At 43.5% G+C, this 23,821-nt stretch carries 14 protein-coding genes; 8 read left to right on the forward strand and 6 right to left on the reverse strand.

Annotation, left to right across the window (positions count from 1 at the left end):
* Positions 1–21: 21 nt before the first annotated feature.
* From J4N22_RS11950 to J4N22_RS11960, 3 genes are all read left to right on the forward strand, one after another.
* Positions 22–2,958: a DNA polymerase III subunit alpha gene (locus tag J4N22_RS11950; RefSeq protein ID WP_207494846.1), complete on the forward strand. Its 2,937-nt coding sequence runs from the start codon at positions 22–24 to the stop codon at positions 2,956–2,958.
* 207 nt (positions 2,959–3,165) lie between these two features.
* Positions 3,166–4,134, forward strand: coding sequence for a phosphogluconate dehydrogenase (NAD(+)-dependent, decarboxylating) (gene gnd, locus J4N22_RS11955; RefSeq protein ID WP_207494847.1), 969 nt, complete (start codon positions 3,166–3,168; stop codon positions 4,132–4,134).
* Positions 4,135–4,266: 132 nt separating this feature from the next.
* Positions 4,267–4,566: a DUF1905 domain-containing protein gene (locus J4N22_RS11960; protein WP_207494848.1), complete on the forward strand. Its 300-nt coding sequence runs from the start codon at positions 4,267–4,269 to the stop codon at positions 4,564–4,566.
* Positions 4,567–4,621: 55 nt separating this feature from the next.
* Here J4N22_RS11960 and J4N22_RS11965 read toward each other — a convergent pair whose 3' ends face one another.
* From J4N22_RS11965 to J4N22_RS11985, 5 genes are all read right to left on the reverse strand, one after another.
* Positions 4,622–6,595: a PAS domain-containing sensor histidine kinase gene (locus J4N22_RS11965; protein WP_207494849.1), complete on the reverse strand. Its 1,974-nt coding sequence runs from the start codon at positions 6,593–6,595 to the stop codon at positions 4,622–4,624.
* Positions 6,596–7,893: 1,298 nt separating this feature from the next.
* Positions 7,894–10,197 carry a PAS domain-containing sensor histidine kinase gene (locus J4N22_RS11970; protein WP_207494850.1) on the reverse strand — a complete coding sequence of 768 codons (2,304 nt, stop codon included), beginning with the start codon at positions 10,195–10,197 and terminating at the stop codon, positions 7,894–7,896.
* Positions 10,198–10,587: 390 nt separating this feature from the next.
* Positions 10,588–14,394: a fibronectin type III domain-containing protein gene (locus J4N22_RS11975; protein ID WP_207494851.1), complete on the reverse strand. Its 3,807-nt coding sequence runs from the start codon at positions 14,392–14,394 to the stop codon at positions 10,588–10,590.
* Positions 14,395–14,647: 253 nt separating this feature from the next.
* Complete coding sequence (locus tag J4N22_RS11980) at positions 14,648–15,400, reverse strand: LytR/AlgR family response regulator transcription factor (protein WP_207494852.1); 753 nt, start codon at positions 15,398–15,400, stop codon at positions 14,648–14,650.
* Positions 15,393–17,039 carry a sensor histidine kinase gene (locus J4N22_RS11985; protein WP_207494853.1) on the reverse strand — a complete coding sequence of 549 codons (1,647 nt, stop codon included), beginning with the start codon at positions 17,037–17,039 and terminating at the stop codon, positions 15,393–15,395. Before J4N22_RS11985 ends, J4N22_RS11980 begins: the two co-directional genes overlap by 8 nt.
* Positions 17,040–17,178: 139 nt before the next feature.
* On the opposite strand from J4N22_RS11985, the gene J4N22_RS11990 reads away from it, so the two are divergent.
* The 4 genes from J4N22_RS11990 to J4N22_RS12005 all read left to right on the forward strand — a co-directional run bounded on the left by J4N22_RS11990 (position 17,179) and on the right by J4N22_RS12005 (position 21,730).
* A complete protein-coding gene (locus tag J4N22_RS11990) occupies positions 17,179–19,392 on the forward strand; it encodes a S8 family serine peptidase (protein WP_207494854.1) in 2,214 nt (737 codons plus the stop codon).
* A gap of 151 nt (positions 19,393–19,543) precedes the next feature.
* Positions 19,544–20,407, forward strand: a complete 864-nt coding sequence (locus tag J4N22_RS11995; protein ID WP_207494856.1) for a helix-turn-helix transcriptional regulator — start codon at positions 19,544–19,546, stop codon at positions 20,405–20,407.
* A 94-nt stretch (positions 20,408–20,501) separates the two neighbouring features.
* Positions 20,502–20,726, forward strand: a complete 225-nt coding sequence (locus J4N22_RS12000; protein ID WP_207494858.1) for a putative antibiotic biosynthesis monooxygenase — start codon at positions 20,502–20,504, stop codon at positions 20,724–20,726.
* 2 nt (positions 20,727–20,728) lie between these two features.
* Positions 20,729–21,730 carry an NAD(P)/FAD-dependent oxidoreductase gene (locus tag J4N22_RS12005; protein WP_342450933.1) on the forward strand — a complete coding sequence of 334 codons (1,002 nt, stop codon included), beginning with the start codon at positions 20,729–20,731 and terminating at the stop codon, positions 21,728–21,730.
* Between the two features lie 316 nt (positions 21,731–22,046).
* Here J4N22_RS12005 and J4N22_RS12010 read toward each other — a convergent pair whose 3' ends face one another.
* Positions 22,047–22,625, reverse strand: a complete 579-nt coding sequence (locus J4N22_RS12010; RefSeq protein ID WP_207494860.1) for a Crp/Fnr family transcriptional regulator — start codon at positions 22,623–22,625, stop codon at positions 22,047–22,049.
* A 201-nt stretch (positions 22,626–22,826) separates the two neighbouring features.
* Here J4N22_RS12010 and J4N22_RS12015 point away from each other — a divergent pair, with 201 nt between their 5' ends.
* On the forward strand, positions 22,827–23,777 hold the full coding sequence (locus J4N22_RS12015) for an NAD(P)-dependent alcohol dehydrogenase (protein WP_207494862.1): 951 nt from the start codon (positions 22,827–22,829) through the stop codon (positions 23,775–23,777).
* The last annotated feature ends 44 nt before the right edge of the window (positions 23,778–23,821 follow it).

The raw sequence follows: 23,821 nt of genomic DNA on the forward strand, positions 1-23,821 counted from the left end.
CATTTATTCCTATGAACACCTATGTACCTCAACTGCAAGACATATTTCTCGTTTCGCTACGGAACCTTTGCCACGGATGAACTGGTAAACTATGGCGTAGAGATGGGGGCGGCAGCAATGGCCATTACCAACATCAACAGCACTGCCGATACATGGGATTTTTATGATAGCTGCAAGCAGGCAGGCATCAGGCCACTGCTGGGTGTAGAGATTAGGAACGAAGATCAGTTTATGTATGTGCTGGTAGCCATGAATATGAACGGTGTACAAAAGATCAACCTGTTCCTGTCGCAACACCTGCAGTATAAAACTTCTTTTCCCGAACGAGCCAGCATTACCAACGATGTATGGGTAGTTTATGCATTGGGTACATTTTCACCAGACGAGCTAGCGGCTAATGAGCTGATAGGCGTGCAGGTATCGGAAGTAAATAAGCTGATGAATGCAGGTTGTATTGCGCATCCTACAAAGTTTGTAGTGCGACAACCGGTGACATACAAGGATGCTACAAGCTATAATCTTCACCGGCTGCTGCGTGCTATTGATAAGAATATACTGCTATCGAAGCAGGAGGCGACGCACATTGCCGGAAACAAAGAAACCTTCATCGCACCGGCAAAGATCCTGGAGGCATTCCAGAAGTACCCACAGATCATCACCAACACGCTACAGGTGGTGGACACCTGCAGCTATGAAATTGATTTCAACAAAGACAAGAACAAAAAGGTCTATTCCGCTACTTTAGAAGATGACCGGATCCTGCTGGAGAAACTGGCTATAGATGGAATGCGTTACCGTTTTGGGACCCGTAACAAAGAGGCGCAGCGGCGGGTAGCAAAGGAACTTGAGATTATTAACAAGCTCGGCTTTAACGCCTATTTTCTTATTACCTGGGATGTGATTCGCTATGCACAAAGTCGCGGCTTCTTTCATGTGGGAAGAGGAAGTGGCGCTAACTCTGTAGTAGCTTATTGCCTGCAGATAACAGATGTGAACCCAATAGAGCTGGATCTTTATTTCGAGCGATTTCTCAATCCGTACCGAACATCGCCGCCAGATTTTGACATTGACTTCAGTTGGCAGGATCGCGATGAAGTGATCGACTATATCTTCAAGCGATATGGGAAAGAACACGTAGCGCTGCTGGGAATGTTCAGCACGTTTCAATACAATGCAGTATTGCGGGAGTTGGGAAAAGTATTTGGACTGCCTAAGCATGAAGTAGATGCAATAGCCAATAATCCCAATGCTACGCTGCTGGATGATAAGATACAGCGGCTCATCCTGAAGTATGGCAACCTGATGCGCAACTTTCCAAACTACACCAGTATACACCCGGGAGGAATGCTTATAAGCGAAGAACCCATTTACCAGTACACGGCGCTGGAGATGCCGCCCAAAGGATTTGCCACTACGCAGATAGATATGTTTGGTGCCGAGAAAGTAGGATTGTACAAGCTGGACATACTTAGCCAACGTGGTTTGGGACATATAAAAGATGCCATTCAGCTGGTGCGGCAAAACAAAGAGATATCAGTAGATATACATGCCGTAGAAAAAATGAAGAAGGATGCAAAGGTGGCGGAGCAGATACGGCGTGCCGATACCATTGGATGTTTTTATATAGAAAGTCCTGCTATGCGGCAACTGCTGAAGAAGTTGCGCTGCGATAGTTATATCACACTGGTTGCTGCTTCGTCTATTATTCGCCCTGGGGTATCGCAGTCGGGTATGATGCGGCAATACATCGAGCGCTTTCATCATCCCGATGGTTTTGAGTACCTGCACCCCAAGATGAAGGAGCTGCTGGAAGAGACCTACGGTGTGATGGTATACCAGGAGGATGTGATAAAGGTTGCGCATCATTTTGCAGGATTGGATATGGGTGAAGCAGATGTACTGCGCCGCGCCATGAGCGGCAAGTACCGCGGACGCAAAGAGTTCGAGAAGATCAGGGATCAATTCTTTGACAACTGCAAACAGTTTGGCTATGCCGATGAGCTGACCAAAGAGGTATGGCGACAGATAGAAAGCTTTGGAGGCTACTCGTTTTCTAAAGCGCACTCTGCATCGTTTGCTGTAGAAAGTTACCAGAGCTTATTCCTGAAGACCTACTATCCCATGGAGTTCATGGTGGCTGTTATCAACAACTTTGGCGGCTTCTATAGCACCGAACTATACGTGCATGAATTGCGGCGGGCAGGTGCCATTGTACATGCACCTTGTGTGAACAATAGCGATGAATTGACCAACATAGAGAGCAACCAGGTGTACCTGGGTTTTGTACACATCAAGAGCATAGAGAAAGATGTGATACAGCAGCTACTGCAGGAGCGTAATAACAACGGGTGGTACCAAAGCCTGGAAGACCTAGTGAAAAGAACAGGGATAGGGCAGGAGCAACTGAATACACTCATACGTGTAGGTGCATTGCGTTTTACAGGTAAGAATAAAAAAGAGCTGCTGTGGCATGCAAACTTTTTTCATAAAAGGGTGCAGCATACGGCGGTGGCCAAAGCCACTACACTATTTGAAGAACCGGCAAAAGATTTTCAATTGCCGGTATTGTATCATTCAGCTATGGAAGATGCGCTTGATGAGCTGGAGCTGCTTGGTTTTCCTCTGTGTGATCCTTTTTCACTGGTTGATGCCGATACAAATGCGTTTGTAAAGGCTTCACAATTTGAAGCTCACCTTGGAAAGCAGGTAGATGTGCTGGTATACTACATTACCGAGAAACCAGTAAGAACTAAGAAAGGTGATGTGATGTACTTCGGGACATTCATTGACAGCAATGGTGATTGGGTAGATACGGTACATTTTCCCGATGTAGCTGTAAAGCACAGGCTGACAGGCCGCGGCTATTACCATATTCGTGGTAAAGTGGTGGAAGAATTTGGCGTGTATACACTGGAAGCAGTTTGGATGAAGAAGCTAGGATTGAAGCAAGTAGTGTAGGTGGTAGTTGGGAGGTGGTAGTTGTTAGGCTTTAGGCGGTGGCGCTTAGCTAATAGTCCAAACATCAAACAATCAAACATCCACCCTCCAACTCACAACTTCCAACACCTAACATCAAACCTCCAACTCCAACCTTAAACATCAAACATTAAACCTTAAACTTCCTAAGCGGGAACAGAATTTTCATGCTTCCACAAAAGCATTGTTATGAAAGGAACGATTGGAATAATTGGCTTAGGTAAAATGGGAAGCAACCTGGCTTTCCAGGCGGTGGATAAAGGATACGAGGTGGTGGGATATGACCTGTTTGTGAAACCGGGTTTATTCCAGGACAAAATCATACAGGCAGCTGACATGGAAGAGTTCATTGGCCGCCTTAGCTTACCCCGCGTGGTGTTGATCTTTATACCAGCTGGTAAACCAATAGACGACCTGATAGATAACATAGTTCCTATGCTTTCGCCCGGCGATGTACTGGCCGACTGTGGAAACAGTTACTGGGGCGATACCATCAGGAGGGCACAAAGGATAAGTGAGAGCGGGGTTTATTTTATAGACTCCGGCACCAGCGGTGGAGTAGATGGTGCCAGGAACGGCGCCTGTTTTATGATAGGTGGCGACAAGAAAGGTGTTGAAATCATTGAACCTATTTTAAAAGACCTTGCTGTAGAAGGTGGATATGTTCATGCAGGAAATTCAGGTGCAGGACATTATGTAAAATTGGTACATAATGGAATTGAGTTTGGAATGCTGCAAGCTATTGGTGAAGGCATGAACCTGCTTGCGCGTTACCGCGAGCCGCTGGACTATACCAGCATTTTAAAGTGCTGGGAAAATGGTTCGGTAATAAGGTCGTGGCTGATAGAACTGATGCGGCAGCAACTGGAAAAACAAGACGGCTATGATAACATACCGGCTTATATAGAAGATACCGGCGAGGTTAACTGGCTGGTAACAGACGCTATGCACATGGAGGTGCCTATTCCTGTAATTGCTCAATCGGTGATGAGCCTGATAGCCAGCAGGGATAAAGAACAAACATGGGCTAAAGCAGTTGCTATGATGCGCCACGGCTTTGGCGGGCATCCTTTTGGCGAAAGTGCTTTCCTTAAATACGAGCGCATGTACAGCCAGGTAGAAGGCTTTCCAAAACCACAGGATGAGCAAGGGACATAGTGCTGTAAAGACTTACAATAGGGACATGCACATGAACGAGTGCTGGCTATATCATATATGCAGTAGAAGTTTATTCTTTATTTTGTTTTGTATCGGCTTGAGGTGCATGGTTTAAATAAAACGTACCACCAGATGACTGGAAAAATAGAATACGCATTTACTGGAAGTATATGGCAGCATCTTCCTGCAGGTGGCTGGCACTTCGTTTCACTTCCAAGCGAATTATCTACCGAAATCAGGAACAACCTTAAAAGCGAAGAAGAAGGTTGGGGGAGGTTGAAGGCAAGAGCAGCAGTTGGAGCATCTAATTGGGATACTGCCATCTGGTTCGATACAAAGAGAGGAACATACCTGCTTCCTATAAAAGCGGATATCAGGAAAAAACAATTGCTTACAGCTGGCGACCAGGTCCAGGTAGTGATATGGATCTAAATATTTGCTTTAAATGAATCCATGTTCCAGTTCCTGTGCTACTGGATCTTCTAACCTAAAGAGGCAGCTGGATAATGAACTTCGATCCTTCTCCAATTGTAGATTTCGCTGTAATAGTGCCGGAATGATTTTCGACAATCTTTTTACAGATAGATAATCCTAAGCCTGATCCTTCATATTGGTTTTTGTTGTGCAGGCGAAAGAATAAACCAAAGATCTTTTCGCTGTCACTGTCATCAAAGCCTATCCCATTATCGGCAATAGATATTTCAAGAAATTGCCTGGTAGTAGACGCTGCAGGTTTATCAACTATAAAACTATGAGTGATGGTGATCCTGGGTGGTTCATCCGGCTTTGAAAACTTGAGCGCATTTGCAATCAGGTTTTGAAATAATTGGCTCACTTGTGGAGCTATCACATTGGCTATGGGCAAGCCATCTGATGTTATTTCAGCATTTTTATCAGCAATACTTTCCGACAGAATTTCCTTCACTTCTGATAATACGTTCTCTAAATCCGTTGGCGTTTTCTCCTGGTGTATATCAATAAAAGAAAACTGGAGAATATCCTCCATCATTTGTTGCATATGTGCTATGCTCTGAAATATTTTTTGCAAAGAGGTGTGGGATGCTTCCGTCAATTTGTCTTTTTCTGCTTTTAAAATTTTAGAAGCAAAAATGCCAATCTTCCTTAGAGGCTCTTTCAGATCATGACTTGTAATGGCTGCAAACTTTTGTAAACTTTCGTTCGACTTTTCAAGTTCAAGGGTCTTTTGCTTTAGCTCTTCTTCTATTCTTTTGATAGTCGTAATATCCTGCACTGTTCCTATCATCTTCACAGGTTTACCATCTTCAATGGTCACCAATCCTCTCGACCATATAACCTTCTCCTTGCAATTCCTGAGATACCTGAAAATGCAATCATAATTACCTGTTTGAAAAGAAAGATTAATTGCATCTTCTACCATTTTATAATCATCTCGGTGAACATGCTGCATGAACTCTTCAAACTTCTCCAGTTCATTCATCTCAAAGACCTTATATATCTCGGGTGAATTGGTGGTGGATTTATTGCCATCAATAAACCATTCAAAACTGCCTATCTGTGCAATACTTTGCGCTTCCAGCAATTGGTCCTCCCTCGTTGCAAGTGCCTCACTCGTCTCCTTTTCTACAGTCACGTCAAAAGCTACTCCTATAATTTCTCTTATGTCTCCGTTAGTCTCAGTTCTTAATGATGTTTCGTAAAACCTGATCCATTTGTAGTTGCCATTGGTATCTCTCATCCTGCATTCAAATGAACAGATCGAACCATCGACAAAAGAATGGCTTTGCCTGCATGTGAAGGCTTTCTCCCAATCAACCGGATGTATGACAGATCGGTAAAAGTTATCACTGATAGATGCTACTTCCTCGTTACTATATCCTAAAAGATCACCCAGCTTATCATTAGAAAAAGTCTGTTTTTCCTGGTGAACATCGTAAACATATATGAAGCCCGGAAGCGCATTGGAAAGTTTAACCCTGAACTCTTCCTGTTCGTGTAGTTGGTCTTTTATGATGGTGATGTAAGTATTCGCTGAAGTGGTTGTAGTTGCCATCAGGAAATCATCGATCTCTGCTAGTAGCGCTTCAATTTGTGTGGGATCATTATAAAACTTGAATGCGTAATGCTTGAATGATTTTCCTCTTACATGCGGCACCAACGTTAGGTCCTCTGCGGTGATGTCATATTTACCTACTATTTCCAATTGGTTGGATAACCATCTTTCAGTAGAAATAGATATAAATTCAGCAGCATTGTTAGCAGCCAGGTAATTCAATATTTCTGTGATACCAGTGATAGTTATTTCTATCAATTCCTCATCAGAATAGTGGCTAAGGAATTTTAATAATGGAACATCGTACTGCCTTGCATAAGCTAGTTGTTGTACTGAATATTGATAAAGATGCCCATCTAAAATAAACTGGGCAAAAGACGGCAGGTGTTGGTATTTATATAATCCAGGTGATGAATTTGTTACTGACAAGCTATTGGTATTTTAAAAAAAAAGAGAAACCGGCACAGGTAAAATGCCTTCTAAGATATAGCAGATGAACAAGTATAAAGAAGGTTTGTTCGCTTTTGACGATGAAGGGTTGCATACAGGTTGTTTTGCCAAAGAATTTATATCTCATTCTTGCTTTTACTCAGGTGAAGCTTTGGTAATATGGCACACCTCCACCAGTTACTGCATAAGGGACATTAGGCCGGTTCGGTGTCGAGTGCAACGAGACATTCAAACATTGCGCAGCTTTGTTTGAAAGAAGCGGGTGGAGTCCCGTTGCAGTAACGAGGCCCTGCGGCCTGAGCTGTTTCTTTAGTCACTTTTTGCTTCGCCAAAAAGTAACCAAAAAGGCGACCGGGAATGATATACAGCCCATTCCCGGAGTCTTACCATTTAGCTTTTGTACTACTGTAATGAAGAGCAGCGGGGCGTCGATGCATCGACTGTTCGGCGAGCGCTATGCTTACATATGCTCATGATTGCGAGGTAAGAGGTAATCTTTGTTAAAATATCCAGTGGTTAATTCTCTTTACTCCACCAGTTACTGCATAAGGCTCATTAGGCCGGTTCGGTGTCGAGTGCAACGAGACATTCAAACATAGCGCAGCTTTGTTTGTAAGAAGCGGGTGGAGTCCCGTTGCAGTAACGAGGCCATGCGGCCTGAGCATACATAGGACTACAGGTATTGATCAGCAAAAAAACAGGCAGCCAACAGTTAAGGCATCAAAGATCAACTGCCATTCATCACCATGTACAAAAGCTCAATCGCGGGTAACCGGGAATGGGCCGTACATCATTCCCGGGGCCCTTTTTTTGGTTACTTTTTTTGGGCAAACAAAAAAAGTGACAACAGCAAGCAGGAACAAAGTGAACTGCGACAAACTTGTTTATAATAATTAGCTGCTATAGACATCAGGGTCAGGCCGCATGCGCTCGGTAACATGGTGATGCTTTCAGGCAGGTGTATTTGCGAAAGACTTATATCGCCATTTAAAAGCAATCTGAAGAAGAATTTGATACAAGCCTTAGATGTTAAAGGCTTATGCTCAGGCCGCGTGGCCTCGTCATTGCGCCGCCGCTACACTTATAAAGTCAAAAGTCAAAAGTCAAAAACAGGCAGCTAAAAAATTAAGGTATTAGAGATCAATTGACATTCACCAAACTTGCCTAGCGGCAGGCAGTTGGTTAATTTATTGGACCAAGCAAAAAAAGCGACAACAGCAATAAGGATGATGAAGCTTGCACACTACATAATTAACCACGCCCAATCATATAAACAATCAATACTTCGATACAGGTAGCAGTATATAAAACGTAGCTCCTTTGTGCAATTCACCTGATGCCCAGATATAACCCTGGTGATTATCTACTACTTTCTTCGCAATAGAAAGACCAACCCCTGTTCCTGAATATTCGGCCTTGCCATGCAGTCGTTTGAACATCCCAAATATTTGTTCAGCATACTGTTGCTCGAAGCCGATACCGTTGTCTCTAATTTCCACCTGGTGGTATTTTTTCTGTAGCTCATCAGCGGGGAGTTCAATATGTGTTTTTACATCCGCACCATTTACCAGGCTGTATTTGATAGCTATTTCAGGTGGCACTCCCGGCTTTGAATATTTAAGCGCATTATTCACCAGGTTGTAAAATAACTGCTGAAGCTGGCGCTTGTTACCATGAACTACCGGCATTGTATCTACAGTAAACCTTGCTCCTTTTTCCTCAATGGAGAGTTCAAGGTCTGCAAGCACTTTTTGAACTTTTACATTCAAGTCTACCTGTGCCATTTCACGCGGCCGTTCGCTTACATGAGAAAATTCAAGGAGATCATCTACCAGTAGTTCTAATCTTTGAGCAGATGTTTCTATACGCTTCATCAGGTTGCTGGATGATTCATCTACACGTTCTGCTAGTTTCACTTTCAACCTGTCAGTAAACGTGCGGATCTTACGAAGTGGCTCCTTCATGTCGTGCGAAGCTGCGTGGGCAAATTCTTCCAGGCTTTGATTAGAGCGTTTCAATTCTTCTACCAGTCGCTCCTGTTGCAGCTGTGCTTCTTTTATAGGAGTTACATCCGTAAATACATGTATCAGGTTTTCGTGATCCATTCTTGACACACTTAGTTCCAACCACCGGTTTGTTAATTGGAAATAGTATTGCGTAATAAAAGGTTCACCTGTTTCCAGTGTTTTTTTACACATCTGGAAATAAGGAGACTCTAAAAGCGCAGGCTCAATTTCAGAAGCGAGTTTAGTTAAATAAATATCCCTTGGTAAGCCTGCAATGGCAACTGCGGCATCATTAGCCAGGATGGTGCGACAGTCTATGATATTGCCATCGGTATCACGAACAAATTCTGTAACCGATATACCATTGGATGAGCCTGCAAGAATATTATCCAGCAGTCTTTTTTGCTCTTCTATTTTCTCTGCAGCAGTCTTTTGCTCCATAACATCTTCAAAGGTTATCACCAGTCCATTATCACCAACCTTCACTGAAGAGATATCAAACCATGCATTCAGTCCTTCTCCTTTATACTTAATATCAAACCTTGCCGGTACTCCCGTTTCAATCACCTTGCAGTGCGTATCATAAATACCATTGGCAACTGCAGTCGGAAACAGTTGCCGCATCGTTTTTCCAAGTACTTCCTCTTCATTTTTCCCGATCATCTGCTTGAACATCTCGTTGATCTGGGTGTATTGCAGGTCTAATATCTTGCCTTCTTCATCTCGTATAGCCTCACAGGTACACACAGCATTAAGCGATGCATTGAAAATACTATTGAGATAATCTGATTGTTGTTGCAGAACTTTTTGTGATTCTTTCAACTCGGTTATGTCGCTAAGCATAGCAAGAAAACCATCATCCAATTTTACAGTAGAAATACAAAGCCATTTCATCGAGCGTTCTACGTATTGTTCCCGTTGAATGGATGTTCCGTTTTCTACCACCGATACATACTTTTCAAAAGCAGCTGGCGAGCCTAGCATTTGGAGTATCTCGCTAAACTTCATCTGTTCACCTTCTGCTTCTGTTAATCCCAGCAGGATGTTACGTTGCTTATTGTAAACCCTTAGTTTGAAATCTTGAATTACACCGTCGTCATCTCGTATTGCCTCGAATACAGCTATGCCTATTGGTGCACTCGCTACTATCGATTCCATGGTTCGGCGTGTTGCCTGTTCTCTCTTTTCCGCCTCCCGCTGTGCGCCACGGTCACGGGTGATGCTAAGCACACCATGATTATGTGGCTGTCGAACCGTTTCGTAGACACGGTTGGTAAAATGAGCAACAAACGTATATTCCTTCACCTCACCACTTTCATATACATCCAGGTAGTGTTTAAAATTTCCGGGGGCACTTTGTGCGGATGGTACACCATCCCGCAGCAGGCGTAGTCCTACCAGGTTTCCCTGAGGATGGCCAACACCTTCAATAGCCGCTTTATTAGCATAGCCTACTTCAAAATCTTCAACTGTTCCATCATCGTTCTTGATGGGAAACACCCATATCAGCGGGTCGGGCACAAGGAACAATACGGACGCCTCAAGGGAAGAAGTTTTTGGTTCAAGACTGATCATAAGATAGAAGCAATATTGTGTAACAGAATAACAAATTTAATTAAACAAATTTACATTAGCTGCCATACCAGCAAGATGAATTACCGAGGCAGATGTACTTGCTTAATAATGGGTTTATAACGATAGGATTTTGAAAAACTGTACAATATAAGCAAGGTCTTTTTATAATGTTCAGTAACATACAAGAAAGACTAAAACATCATCATCTACAGCTAAAGAATAGGCTTCAACAGCTATCGAAGCTGTGGTAAAATTAGTAATAGCAAATACTAAAGAAGCCCTGGAAAACCAGGGCTTCTTGTTTTAATTAAAGTATTTGCACTACATGCTTAACAAAACATGATCTTGGTGAAGCAATGCTGTGCAATATTCCTCAGATCATTAGCTCACTTATTGCTTTACAAATCGTTTCGTGTTGATCAATTGGTTGCTTTGCAGCAGGCTAATATTGTAAAGACCAGCAGAAAGATGTGCAACCGGCAGTTCCAGTACAGTATTATTAACCGCGGCCTGCGCAACCTTCTTACCCGACATATCAGTTATGACTACTGAAGATCCATGCACCAACTGCGGTAGTTGTATTTTCAACGAATGCGTAACTACCGGCTGCTCTATCACCATTACATGATTTACTGTAGCTACTACTTTTACTACCGCAGAATAACTTGATTGACCATCTTTATCTACTTGTTTAATTCTATAGTAGTTGGTTCCACTTGGATGGTTAACATCATTGATAGTATACGTGTGGCGGCCTGATCCCCTGCTGGCTACAGTAGCGATGGTTCTATAGCTTGATCCATTGCTGCTGCGTTCTATTTCGAAGCGGCTGTTGTTTACTTCTTCTATGGTCCATTTTACTTCTACTCCAGTTAGTACATGCTTCGCCTGCACATCTATCCACGTTACAGGAAGTAGCACACCATTGAACATAGCAGTAGGAGCATTGGCCGTCAAATATGCAGGACCTGTAGGAAACTGGTTGTACTCATATACGGTGAAGTAATAAACTTTTTCACGCTGCAGGTTGGTAACCGTTACATGATCAGATGTGCCGTCAAATACTACAAAACTGTTTGTACCTACAGCCTGTCCTGTACCGAAGAAACTGTTAGCTGTATAAGTTGTTGTGTTAGCCGGAACAAAATCTGTAGGTGCGGCTTCTCTTGCCACCACAATCCTGCGCTGGCCGCTACCGTTTGTCCATCTTACTTCTACTGAAGTAGATGCAGGACTGTTGAACACAATGCTTTGTGCGGCAACCAGTGGAGGTCCAAGTGTTGTAACACTTCCAACAGCTGGATTGGCTAGTTGATACACCGGTCCATGCAAGCCATTCATTTCATACACGGCGAAGTGGTAGGTTGTTCCTGGTTCAAGATTGGTGGCGCCTACATTGGTACCTGCTCCTTTGAAGATGATAAACTGACCTGTGGTCAATGTCTGATTGCCGAATGCAGTACTTGCTGAATAGTTCACAAAGTCAACCGGCACAGCAGTTACAGGACTTCCTTTACGTGCTATCACAATCCTGTTCGATCCGTTGCCATTGGTCCAGGTAACGGTAGCAGTACTGCTGGTAATATTTGAAAACAATACATTGCTCGATTGAACAGTAGGAGCGTTAAGCGTGGTTCCTTGTGCACTTAAGAAAGCCGAGGTAAGATAAGTAATAGCAGATCCAGATCCATCTGCTTCGTACACTGCAAAATGATAAATAGTAGATTTTTCTAAACCTTTTATCTCTACAGAACTTGAGGAGCCGTTGTAGACCACGAATTCGCCGGGAAGCAATTGCGTTCCATTTCCAAAAGTTGTATTGCTGGTATACGTTGTACCATCTACAGGTGCCGCTGAAACGGGTGCGCCTTTTTTAGCAACAACAATTCTTTTTGTACCTGTACCATTGGTCCATTGCAGGGTTATGGCATTACCTTCTACTGCACTTATAACAGCAGCTGTGCATGGCTGGGTTGGTCTTACTTCAGTTGTTGTGCTGGAGCGGGGAACTGCAGTTTGCAGGTATACAGGGTTATTGTTGCCATTGTATTCGTATACGGCAAAATGATACTGAGTATTTGGTTGCAGCCCTGTAACAGTAGCAGTGTTACCGGTAGAAGAATAAATTGAAAAGTTTCCGTTTCCTAAATGGTTGCCGGAACCAAAGATCAAATTTGGTGTGTAGTATGTGAGGTTATTCAAAGTAGCATCTACAGAACTTCCTGCTTTAGCAATTACCAATCTCCTTCCACCATCACCATTGGTCCAGGTGATCTTAGCAGAATTACTCGTAACATCAGAAATAACAACATTGCTGGCAGCCAATGCAGGGGTAACAGAAGTAGACCTGCTGGAAGCAAGGAACTGGCTGGTAAGGTAATAGTTGAGGCCGCTGCTGATGGTATACTCGAATACTGCAAAGTGATAAACAGTATTGGGTGCAAGACCTTTCAATTGCAAAGACGATGCAGTCGAATTCGTAACAACATATTCTCCCGGCAGTATCTCCTGGCCGCTGGTAAGTGTGCTGCTTGCTGTATAGTTTGTACCATCTACAGGCACTGCTGATACAGGTGCACCTGCACGTGCAATAACTATTCTTCTTGTGCCATTACCTGTTGTCCACGAAAGATCCATAGAAGCTCCATCAACAGAAGTAAAGGTCATGTTTGAAGCTGGAATGGTTGGTTTAAGTGTTGTAAAAAAGCTTCCTGTAGCTGGTGCAGTGGTAAGATAAACAGGGTTGTTAGCGCCATTGGCTTCAACTACCGCTACATGGTAAGTTTTTTCTGGAGAAAGATTATTTACCGTGATCGTATTGCCGGTGTTGTAGTAAACAGCATAATTACCTGTACCCACCTGGCTTCCTACACCAAAGTTTGCATGTGCAGAATAATGTACCAGGTTTACAGGAAGTGCATCTACCGGCGAACCCTCACGTACCAGTATAATTCTTCTGTCGCCATTGCCTTTTGTGCATGTAATGGTAGCCTGGTTGCTGGTGATATTGGTGATGATGACATTGCTGGCTTCTACTGTAGGTGTAACCGCGGTAGACCTTGAGCCTGTAAGAAAAGAGGCTGTAAGGTAGCGGGTATTTGAGCCAGTGCCATCATATTCAAACACGGCAAAGTGGTATGTGGTGGAATGCTGCAGGCTCAGCAGGCTTATCTGCGAATTGGTGTTATTAGACAATACAAATTCACCCGGTGCTATTTGCTGGCCGTTACCGAAGGTATTGCTGGCTGTATAATTTTCACCATCAACAGGTGTAGCTGTAACAGGACTGCCGGCTTTTGCTATTACCAATCTTCTGCTACCATTGCCTGTAGTAAAAGCCATCTGGAATGTAATGCCGTCGATGTTTGAAAACGTCATTGCAGAACTAGCAACTGAAGGACGTGGTGCAGTGGTAAAACTTGCCGTGGGAGGTGTTGTAGTCAGGTATACAGGACCTGCGTTGCCATTGTATTCAAAAACGGCAAAATGATAAGTTTTGCCCGGCTCAAGATTGGTAGCGGTCACTGTTTCCGGTGTACTTGACATGAGCACATAATTGCCATTGCCCAAATGTGAACCTAAACCAAAACCAGGATTACCGTTGTAAGCCACCAGGTTGGTTGGGTTGGTATTCACTGGCGCTCCTTCTCTTATGACTACTATTCTACGTGCTCCATTTCCTTTGGTAAAAGAGATCTTGATGCTGTTGCCGGTGATATTCGTGCCAGTGATATTAGAGGGTTGTACAGTAGGTGCACTGAGTGCAGTAACAGATGCGGTACCTGGATTGGTGGTTAGATATTCAGTCTGGAAACCGTCACCTGTATACTCGTAAATAGCCACATAATAAGTGTGGGACGGGGTAAGACCAGTAAGTGTAAAACTGGTTGCGGAATTGTTATAAACAACATATTGCTCCGTGCCTAAGGCATCTCCATCGCCAAATTTAGCGTTAGCTGTATACGTTACACCATTAACCGGTGTGGCCGTTACAGGTTGATCTTTCCTTACTACCACCAGGCGTTTAGTGCCGTTTCCATTGGTCCAGGTAAGGGTGGCCCTGTCACCGTCAATGGAGCTAAATGTAAGATTGGTGGCATTGGTGGTGGGGGGCGAAGCCAACACAGAAAGATTGCTGCAAAGGAGCAAAAGCAAAGTCATAACCACCGTGCTGGTGGTAGCAGTGAAAGTCTTCATAAACAGGTATTGTTGGTTGCGGCTGATTAACCGGTTACCCGGCTTTTTAGTGAGGCAAAACTACCTGCTGCTAATGCATGCGTAAATCACATAATGTGGTGTATTTACAGCAGAAAAAGAGAAAATAAACTGTTAGATGTGATACATATTTTCTTGCCGCTCATCAAGTGGAATTGGCAGAAAGGCACGAACGATGGACACTTTAATATCCAGTGTTTTTGAAAGTGCCATGGTGTAACAACCTCTGGTGTTGCTATGCCTTGAATTGCTCTACCAACTGCTGCAATCCTGTCTTCCCGTTCTCAAACTTATCGTTGTGGCAGTACACATAGTTGGCATCATAGCCGGTGATATAGTTGCGGTTCAGGATTATGCTCCTGTTTATCTTGATGAAATCATTGCGCTTACCTGCAGGCATCAATTGTTCCACCACGTAACTTAAAGAACCACGTACGGGATAATCCAACCTGGTGCTCTTCGACCGCAGCTTTACATAATTCTTTCCCGCTTCTATGTAATAAACATCATCCCAAAGCACCTTGGTAGTGCGGGAACCAACTTTCACAAAGAAGTAATCAGGTGCGTCATTCGCCTTAGCGTTTCCATCCATTGCAGATTGTGTCCTGTAGCGCTCGAGCGCCAGTTGTATGGTAGCAAAAAGTGTTGCACTATTTACCGGCTTTACCAGGTAACCATTTGGCTGTAGTACAATGGCGTCGTCTATTGTTTGCCGGTCGTTGTAAGCAGTAAGAAAAATGAAAGGCTTCTTTATCGTTTCCCTGGCATATTTGGCGAGTGCCAGGCCGTTGTGTTCTTTGTTGCTATCCTGCAGGTTGATGTCGAGCAGTAGCAGGTCTACGGCAGATCGATGTATACTTTCTACAGCTTCCTGGTAAGTATAGCAGGTAGCTACTACGTCAAAGCCAAGATCGTCCAGGCTATAGCGCAGGTTTTCTGCAATGATGGCTTCGTCTTCTACTACTAATACTTTTATCTTATCAGTCATAGTTAAGCGTTAGCTGGTAATGGTAAGGGTTGTTGTGAAGGGTTTCTATCTTAGCGGATATCTGCCTGCAAAGCATGTGAATGATCTGGCTTCCTAATCCCTCAGGCTGCTTTGGCTGTATCTCCCCATTGTCGTTGTAGGTAACAGTGATGCCATCTTCTTTTTTGCAGATAGCAATATTCAGTTCCACCAGGTCGGTCTTAGGTTGGCAATACTTGAGCGAGTTGGTTACCCATTCATTGATGATGAGCGATACAGGCAGGTACCACTTCAGGGGCATCTGGTTTACCTCTACTGATATCTGCGTTACGATCTTGCCATCGTTCGACAGGCAGTTGATAGCCGAAGACATCAGGTGTTTGATGTGCTTTGCAAGATCCGGGTTCTGACTTGTTTCAACTAACTCATTGTTTAGCGAAGCAATGGCTTCTATGCGCAACATTGCCGCCTGCAGGTTGTTGGTAGTTTCGCGGTGTGTTGTCTTGCGTTCCTGCATCTGTAGCAGGCTAAACACCATGTGCAGGTTGTTCTTTACCCTGTGCTGAATCTCCTTGTTCATTACCTGCACCTGTTCTATCTTCTCGTCCAGCACGTGATTGGTAGCCGCCAGTTTCCTTGTCTGTACTTTATACCTTTTTTTCTGGCGCTGCAAGTGCAGGCTGAGTACAGTAATGAAACCTAATAAAATGCTGAGTATCCATATTGCCGTTACCCATGTTCTCCGCAGGGTTGATTTGTACTCCGTCTTCCTCTTCTCTGCCTGTAATTCGCTACGCAGCAGTGCTTCCTCCATGCTGGTTATATCTGCGTTGTTGTTTACCTGGTTTGCCAGCTGGTTGTGCATCTGCAGCATACTGAAAGCGGAGTCGTACCTGCCAGCGCCAGCATACAACTGTGACAGGTTAAGCGCATAGTACATCTTGTCGAGGGTGGCAGCATTGTCAACTACCTTCCGCAGCGAGTCTACATGCGGCGAAGGAATATGGCGCCTGTAATGAACGTCGAGCCTGCTTTGCGCCAGGTAATAGTGATCCAGATAATTGTACGTATTGCTATCGTTAACGATCCATGCTCTACTTGTAAGGTTGTTCAAAATAGAATCAGCCAGCGGGTAATTGCGTACCTCTGTACTTACCAATGCCATCTCCGAAGTAAAACCCAGTTTAGATCGTAAACTGTCTGGCAGTGGCTGTATCTCGTGGTATAGCTCCCGCAGTACCGATACACAATTGATGCTGTCTCCCATTTTGTCGTAAGCATGTGCCAGCAGGTGTTTTACATATAAATAGCGCCTGTGTACCTGTGGCATAGTGGCAAACAATGCAGCAGCCTGGCTGAAGTGGCTTATGGTGTTTTGCGGATCGCGGTTCCATGCATCAAATACCCGTCCTTTAGCAAAAATGGCTTCTGCCAATAAAAGCGTGTCGTCCGTTTCATCAGCTATTGCGCGGGCCTTGTCGTAGTACTCGAGGCTTGTTTCAAAGTTTTTAAAACCCGTTTTGCCGGCGTATGCCTCATCTCCTTTATCCAGGTAAATAAAGAAGCTGTCCTTCAGGTTGGCTGGCAACTGCTGCCCACTTTTGCATGACATAAACAACACAACCAGCAGTAAGACAGCAAGAGGTTTAGCATTGAACATGCGCAAATCTATGCTTCCCGCATGTGTATAAACAACTCTTCCACCTCAAAACATATAGGGTTCCGCCTCAATTCGTCAAAATCACTTGACGTTGCTCTCAAACTATACTTCTTTCACTTTCTCAAAACAAAGAATCAACATGAAAAAACCTTTACCCAAAAGAAATGCACACCTGCTGCTTGCTATGGCGGCAATAGGTATTAGCATTAGCGCATCTGCACAATCTCCTGAACAACGTAAGCAGGTACAAGCTGCAAGTAATGTAGCAGCGCTTAATAAGCAGCTGGTAAACATCAACAGCAGGTTGCAACGAGATGAAGCAGCTGTACAAGCTTACCTGCAACGCACTCCTGGTGCTAAACGCTATTTCGAAAAGAATGGCTCCCTGTACTACATCAAGTACATAGATGCCCAGGGTAACCCGGTATACATCAACACGAAGAATGTAGAGTCGTGCGATATGATTGGCGCCAACCAACTTCACCCGGGTGGCAGCGTAGGAGCAAACATTGATGGTACCGGTATGGTAGCAGGTATATGGGATGGTGGACAAGTAAGATCAACCCACGAACTGCTGGCAGGCAAGGTGACAATGCAAGCCGGCCAAACACTTAACAGCACCAAGGGAAACAACCACATGACGCACGTATCTGGAACCATGGTGGGAAAGGTATTGGCAAATCAACCATCGGCACGGGGTATTGCCTTTGGCGCCACTGCACGCAACTACGACTGGACCAGCGACCAGGCAGAAATGACAGCCTTCGCTACAAGTGGTTTCCTTATTTCAAATCACTCGTATGGCCTGGCAAATGATAACACTACACCTGTGTGGCAGTTTGGTGCATACGACCAGGAAGCGCAGCAGTGGGATGAAATAGCAAAGAATGCTCCGCTGTACCTGCCTTTTGTAGCAGCAGGAAACGAGCAGTCTGCAAATGGTAATATGACAAAGGCTGGTTTTGATCTTATCAGCGGTGCATCTGCTGCTAAAAACGTAATGACCGTTGGTGCACTGAATGGCGACAGCACCATGAGTGATTACAGCAACTGGGGACCTACTGACGACGGAAGGTTTAAACCAGACCTGGTAGCGAAAGGCACAGGTATTAACTCATCAGAATATGCTACAGACCAAACTTACAGCGGCAACGGTGTAAACTCTAGCGGTACATCGTATGCTACCCCTGCAGCGGCGGCAGTAGGACTGCTACTACAGCAATACCATCACCAGCTTGCAGGCAGCTACATGCGTTCTGCTACACTTAAAGCTGTTATGATGCATACTGCACACGACCTGGGAAATCCTGGTCCTGATTACAAATTCGGATGGGGATTATTAAGTGCAGACAAAGCGGGTAACCTTATCAAAAAAGCAAAAACATCTGCCACTCCACAAGGAGCCATCATCACAGAGTTTACTACCAATCCTGCTAATGATGGTGTATCCGAAATACCTGTAACTGTAACAGCGGCCGGCAACGAGCCACTGATCGTGTCTATCGCATGGACAGATGATGAAGGTACTGAGCAAACAGCTACTGATCCTGTAGATCAATCAACAGGCAGGCTGGTACACCACTTTGACTTTATGGTACGCCACATGGCTACGTTTACCGATACCCGTCCATGGAGACCAATGGGTATGGCTAATCGCACGCAAAATGCAGCCAAAGGAACAGCATGGTTTCAAAACGATAATAATAACTATCGCCAGGTGATCATCGAGAACCCTGTAGCCGGAGCAACTTATACCATCTACATCAGGAAGGCCTCTACCTCTCCTGCAGATGTTAAACCATTTTCTTTGGTTGTTTCTGGTACACAGGCGTCTAGCCCACTACCTATAACCCTGGTGTCACTTACTGCTACTGCTGCAGGTGCAGACAACATCATCAGGTGGCAGACTGCCGGCGAAAGTGGAACTACTGGCTATGATGTAGAAAAGAGCCTGGATGGTCGTAGCTTCTCTAAAATAGGTACAGTAACCAACACTGGTGCTGGTAGCCGTTATGAACTACGCGATGGTAAACCTACTGCAGGCATCAACTACTACCGTTTGAAAGAAACCAAACAGTCTGGCAGCTTCGAGTACAGCGATGTAGTATTTGTAAAAAGAACAGCAGTACAGGCAGCTATTACCGTATCGCCGGTGCCTGCACGCAGCCACATCACTATCACCAATATCGACAGGAACCTGAACGGAACAGAAGCACGTATCAGTGATGTAAGTGGTAAAGTGATCAAAACTTTCACAATGCAAAGCATGCAGGTGCTGGATGTGGCAGCTTTCCAACCAGGTACGTACGTACTAACCACACAAAGTGGAAGCATCAAGATTGTTAAGCAATAATATTGCGGGGGTTCGTATACACCATGGGGCTGTTCCGAAAGGAGCAGCCCTTTTTGTTTGCCTGCTGTTATAAGGAATATTTATAGTGTCGCTTTTAATTTCTTAAAAAGACGGCTTCATTTCGTTGAAGACTATTAATAACTTTAAACGCATGAAAACAATTCCGATCAGGCAAATTACCGCTACACATAGTGAGCAAAGTAATGCCGGTCGTTTTAGCATCCGAAAGGTGGAGCAAATTCTAAATGGCACCGACCTGCAGCATGATCTGCATCGCCACAATTTCTTTTTCATTTTGTTATTACAAGCAGGCGATGGTATTCATGAAATTGATTTCACTCCACACAGAATTTCTGATAAATCTGTCTTTATGTTACGTCCGGGGCAGGTTCACGAACTCCAGCTAAAGGCAGGTGCAGCCGGTTATTTGGTAGAATTTGATACAGAGTTTTATCATCCATCCAATAAGCTATCTGCACAACGTTTGCGAAAAGCAAGCAGTAAGAATTTCTGCGACTTTGATGAAACTCGGTTTAATAAAATTCATTCACTGTTAGCTAATTTATTTGAAGAGTATACCAATAAACTGGATGGTTACAGGGATGCCATAAGAGCTGGACTTGAAATGTTTTTTATTGAGTACGTTCGTCAAAGTGATGACGCTGGTAATACAGCTGCATCCAGTAATGAATATACACAGGAAAGGTTTGAAGAGTTTACAGACTTATTGGAAAAGAATGTTTCCATGCAGAAGCAGGTTACTTACTACACCAGTTCAATGAACCTTTCTTCTTACCAGTTAAATGAAATAACAAAAACAGCAGTTGGAAAAACGGCTTCGGCGATGATAGATGAATACATCCTGCTTGAAGCAAAAAGATATTTACTGGCTACACCAAACCAGGTGAAAGAAATTGCAGATCATCTTGGATACGAAGATGCTTCCTACTTTATCCGGTTCTTTAAAAAACATACAGGACTGTCGCCTGATGCTTTCAGAAAGAATTTTATATAAATCCTATTCAACTTCATAAGCGTCCTACCACACCCCCTTTTGCACATTCTACTTTTGTGAGAGAAATATCATTACTCACAAAAAAATAATTAGCATGAAAGCAAAGGCAAGAATTTTAATGTCGCTCAAAATATGGATGGTTATTTATCCTTCCATCACAATGTTTTTATTCCTGTTCGGGCAACACCTGGCAGCGCTGCCATTGTACCAGCGAACATTTATCCTTACCATTTCACTGGTTCCTTGGATGATGTTTATAGGTGTACCAGCTCTGGATTTTTTACTCAAACAGCTATCTCAAAAAACAGCTTCTAAGTAAACATGTTGCCAAGACGTGATTTTATAAAACAAGCAGGTGTTTTGTTAGGAGGAATGATAGCTCACTGGCCATTGCTTAGCATTTTTAAAAACAATGAAATGAAAGAAAAACAATTTGATGTTATTACCGTCGGGGGCAGTTATTCTGGTCTTGCTGCCGCAATGGCTTTAGGCAGAGCATTGAGAAATGTATTGGTTATTGATGCTGGAAATCCATGTAACAAGCAGACGCCGCATTCGCATAACTTCCTCACTAATGATGGTAAGACACCGAAAGAAATTGCCACGCTTGCAAAACAGCAGGTACTGGTGTATGGCAGCGTAAGCTTCATGGAAGGTGTGGCAACGGCTGGTAAAAGAACACCAAATGGTTTTGAAGTTCAAATGCAATCAGGTGAGACGTTCACAGCTCGTAAACTTGTTTTTGCTACAGGCATAAAAGACACCATGCCCAACATCCCAGGCTTTTCAGAAAGCTGGGGTATCAGCGTGCTTCATTGTCCTTACTGTCATGGTTACGAAGTGCGGCAGCAAAAGACCGGCATCCTTGCCAATGGCGATACGGGTTTCGAGTTGTCATCACTGATCTCAAACTGGACTAAAGATCTTACACTTTATACCAATGGTGCATCTACACTTACAGAACAACAAACACAAAAGCTGGATAAACATAAGATCAGCATTGTAGAAGCAGAGATCAGCAGGTTGGAACACAAGAACGGTTATATGGAAAATATTGTTTTCAAAGATGGAAAAATGGCGCCATTAAAAGTGATGTATGCCCGCTTACCATTTGTACAACATTCGTCTATTCCACAAGCGTTAGGTTGCGAACTTACACAGGATGGATATATAATAATAGATCCTGCACAACGAACAACCATACCAGGCGTGTATGCCTGCGGCGATAACACTACACGTATGCGAACTGTTGCCAATGCTGTATCAATGGGTACAACAACAGGATTGATGGTGAACAAGGAATTGATTGAAGAAGAGTTTTGACCAGGTAGGTCTTGACCAGGGCACCAGGTAAAAGACAATTGCGGCTTAACTCTGATCTAAGTTCTCTTTATTTTTTTAAAGCTAATTCACCACTCCTAACAATAAATTAAACTAGGTTCTGCACAAGCTAATATTGCAACTCATTTGAGATAGGGATTAATATGAGTGGCTTAATGTATAAAAAGCCAGGAAGAAAGCAAATATTTGCAATGTTTGATGTAATTGCTGCTTGTTTTAAATGCTTCACAAACCTACAATGGTATGATATGGCAAAAGGCTATCTAGAGATAAAAAGGATGGTTTCTTAAGAAGAAATCTACTTGACTTTAGTGGATACTCTTTTTCGCATCCGGCTAAGGGATACAGGCGTAATTCCCAGGTAAGTAGCAATATGATAAAGCGGCACCCTGTTAAACAGGTCTGGCCGCGTTTCCAACAAACTTAGATAGCGTTCCTCAGGGCTTAAACTTTTAAAGTTGTCGAATGACACTTGCTTTTGTACAAGAAGTTCGCTATTTAACTGGGCAACCATGAGCTGGAGCTTTGGTATTTTTTCCAATAACTGATTATTTCTTTCTGTTGAGCCAAGTGCAATGATAGAGTTTTCAAGACAGGAAAGAAAGTATTTTGATGGTTCCTTTAGTGTATAGCTTATAGGTGTTATAGCCTGGCTTTCGGTATAAAAGTCAGTGGTTTTTTCTTCCCCGTCAATCAGGTAATAGCTCCTGACACAACCCTGAAGAATAAAAAAACACTCCTTAGCATACTCGCCTTCTGATAATAGGATTGCATCTTTTCTATAGCTTCTAATTAAATTTTGTTCATGAATGATAGCTATTTCTTCGTCTGTAAGAGGCACATATCGGGTAATAAAAGAAATGATTTCATCCGTCATGGTTATAGACTTATTCTTAAAAAAATAAAGGGAAAAAACACTAACTGATGTTATCACAATACTACTATAAAAAAAAACATCAACACGGCAACTAATTAGCTTAAGATAATCTTTTTGGAAAACCTGCTTGATAAGTTTGCATTGTCTTAGAGGGAAATTGAATATTCCCGGAGAAGAGCAGAATAAATAAAAAGGTATAAAATGAAAGCATTTACCAGAACAGTATACGGCGGCCCCGACGTCCTTCAATTAGAAGAAGTAGAAAAGCCTTTGGTAAAAGAAGGCGAAATCTTGGTAAAAGTATTTGCCAATTCCGCCAATCCTGCCGACTGGCATATCCTTCGGGGCGAACCTTTCTTCGCAAGATTTACATTTGGTTTATTTAAACCAAAAGATAAAATCATTGGAGCCGATTTTGCCGGTGTTGTGGTAGAGGCAGGAAATAATGTAAAGCAGTTTAAAACCGGCGATCGTGTTTTCGGTGAAACACTTAAAGGCGGTGCATTTGCAGAGTATGTAGTTGTGCCTGAAACTTCCTGTGCCCTCATTCCTGGAGAGATCAGTTTTTCTGACATAGCAGCTGTACCGACTGCAGGTCTTACTGCCCTGCAGGCACTCATCACGCATGGGAAACTGAAGCATGGTGAAACGGTGTTGATCAACGGTGCTTCTGGTGGTGTTGGGCATTTCGCTGTGCAAATTGCAAAAGCCTATGGAGCACATGTAACCGCTGTTTGTTCCAGTAAAAACATAGACTTTGTAAAGAGCTTAGGTGCTGACAAAGTGATTGCTTACGATAAAGAAATCATTCACCAGCACCAGGGAAAATATGATCTCGTAATCGACACGAATGGCAATCTTCTTCATAAGGACTATAAGCGAATGGGTCAGCGAGGTGTCATGGTCGGCTTCACAACGTTAGGACATATGTTTGCGACATTATTAAAGAAAGCTACAAGCAAATTCCCACTACTGCAGTTTAAAGCAGAAGCGAATACTGAAGATCTGCAAATACTTGCTTCTTTGGTGCAGGAAGGAAAAGTTACTCCGCATATTGAAAAGACATACTCTTTTGAAGATATTCCTGCAGCTATCAGTTACATTGAAGCCATGCGTACCAGGGGAAAAGTCGTAATGGTTTGGGAGGCTTAATTTGCTCCCGTTAATACTTGAGAAAAGTCCTATACAACTGAAAA

Source organism: Aridibaculum aurantiacum, from assembly GCF_017355875.1.
GTDB classification, from domain to species: Bacteria; Bacteroidota; Bacteroidia; order Chitinophagales; family Chitinophagaceae; genus Segetibacter; species Segetibacter aurantiacus.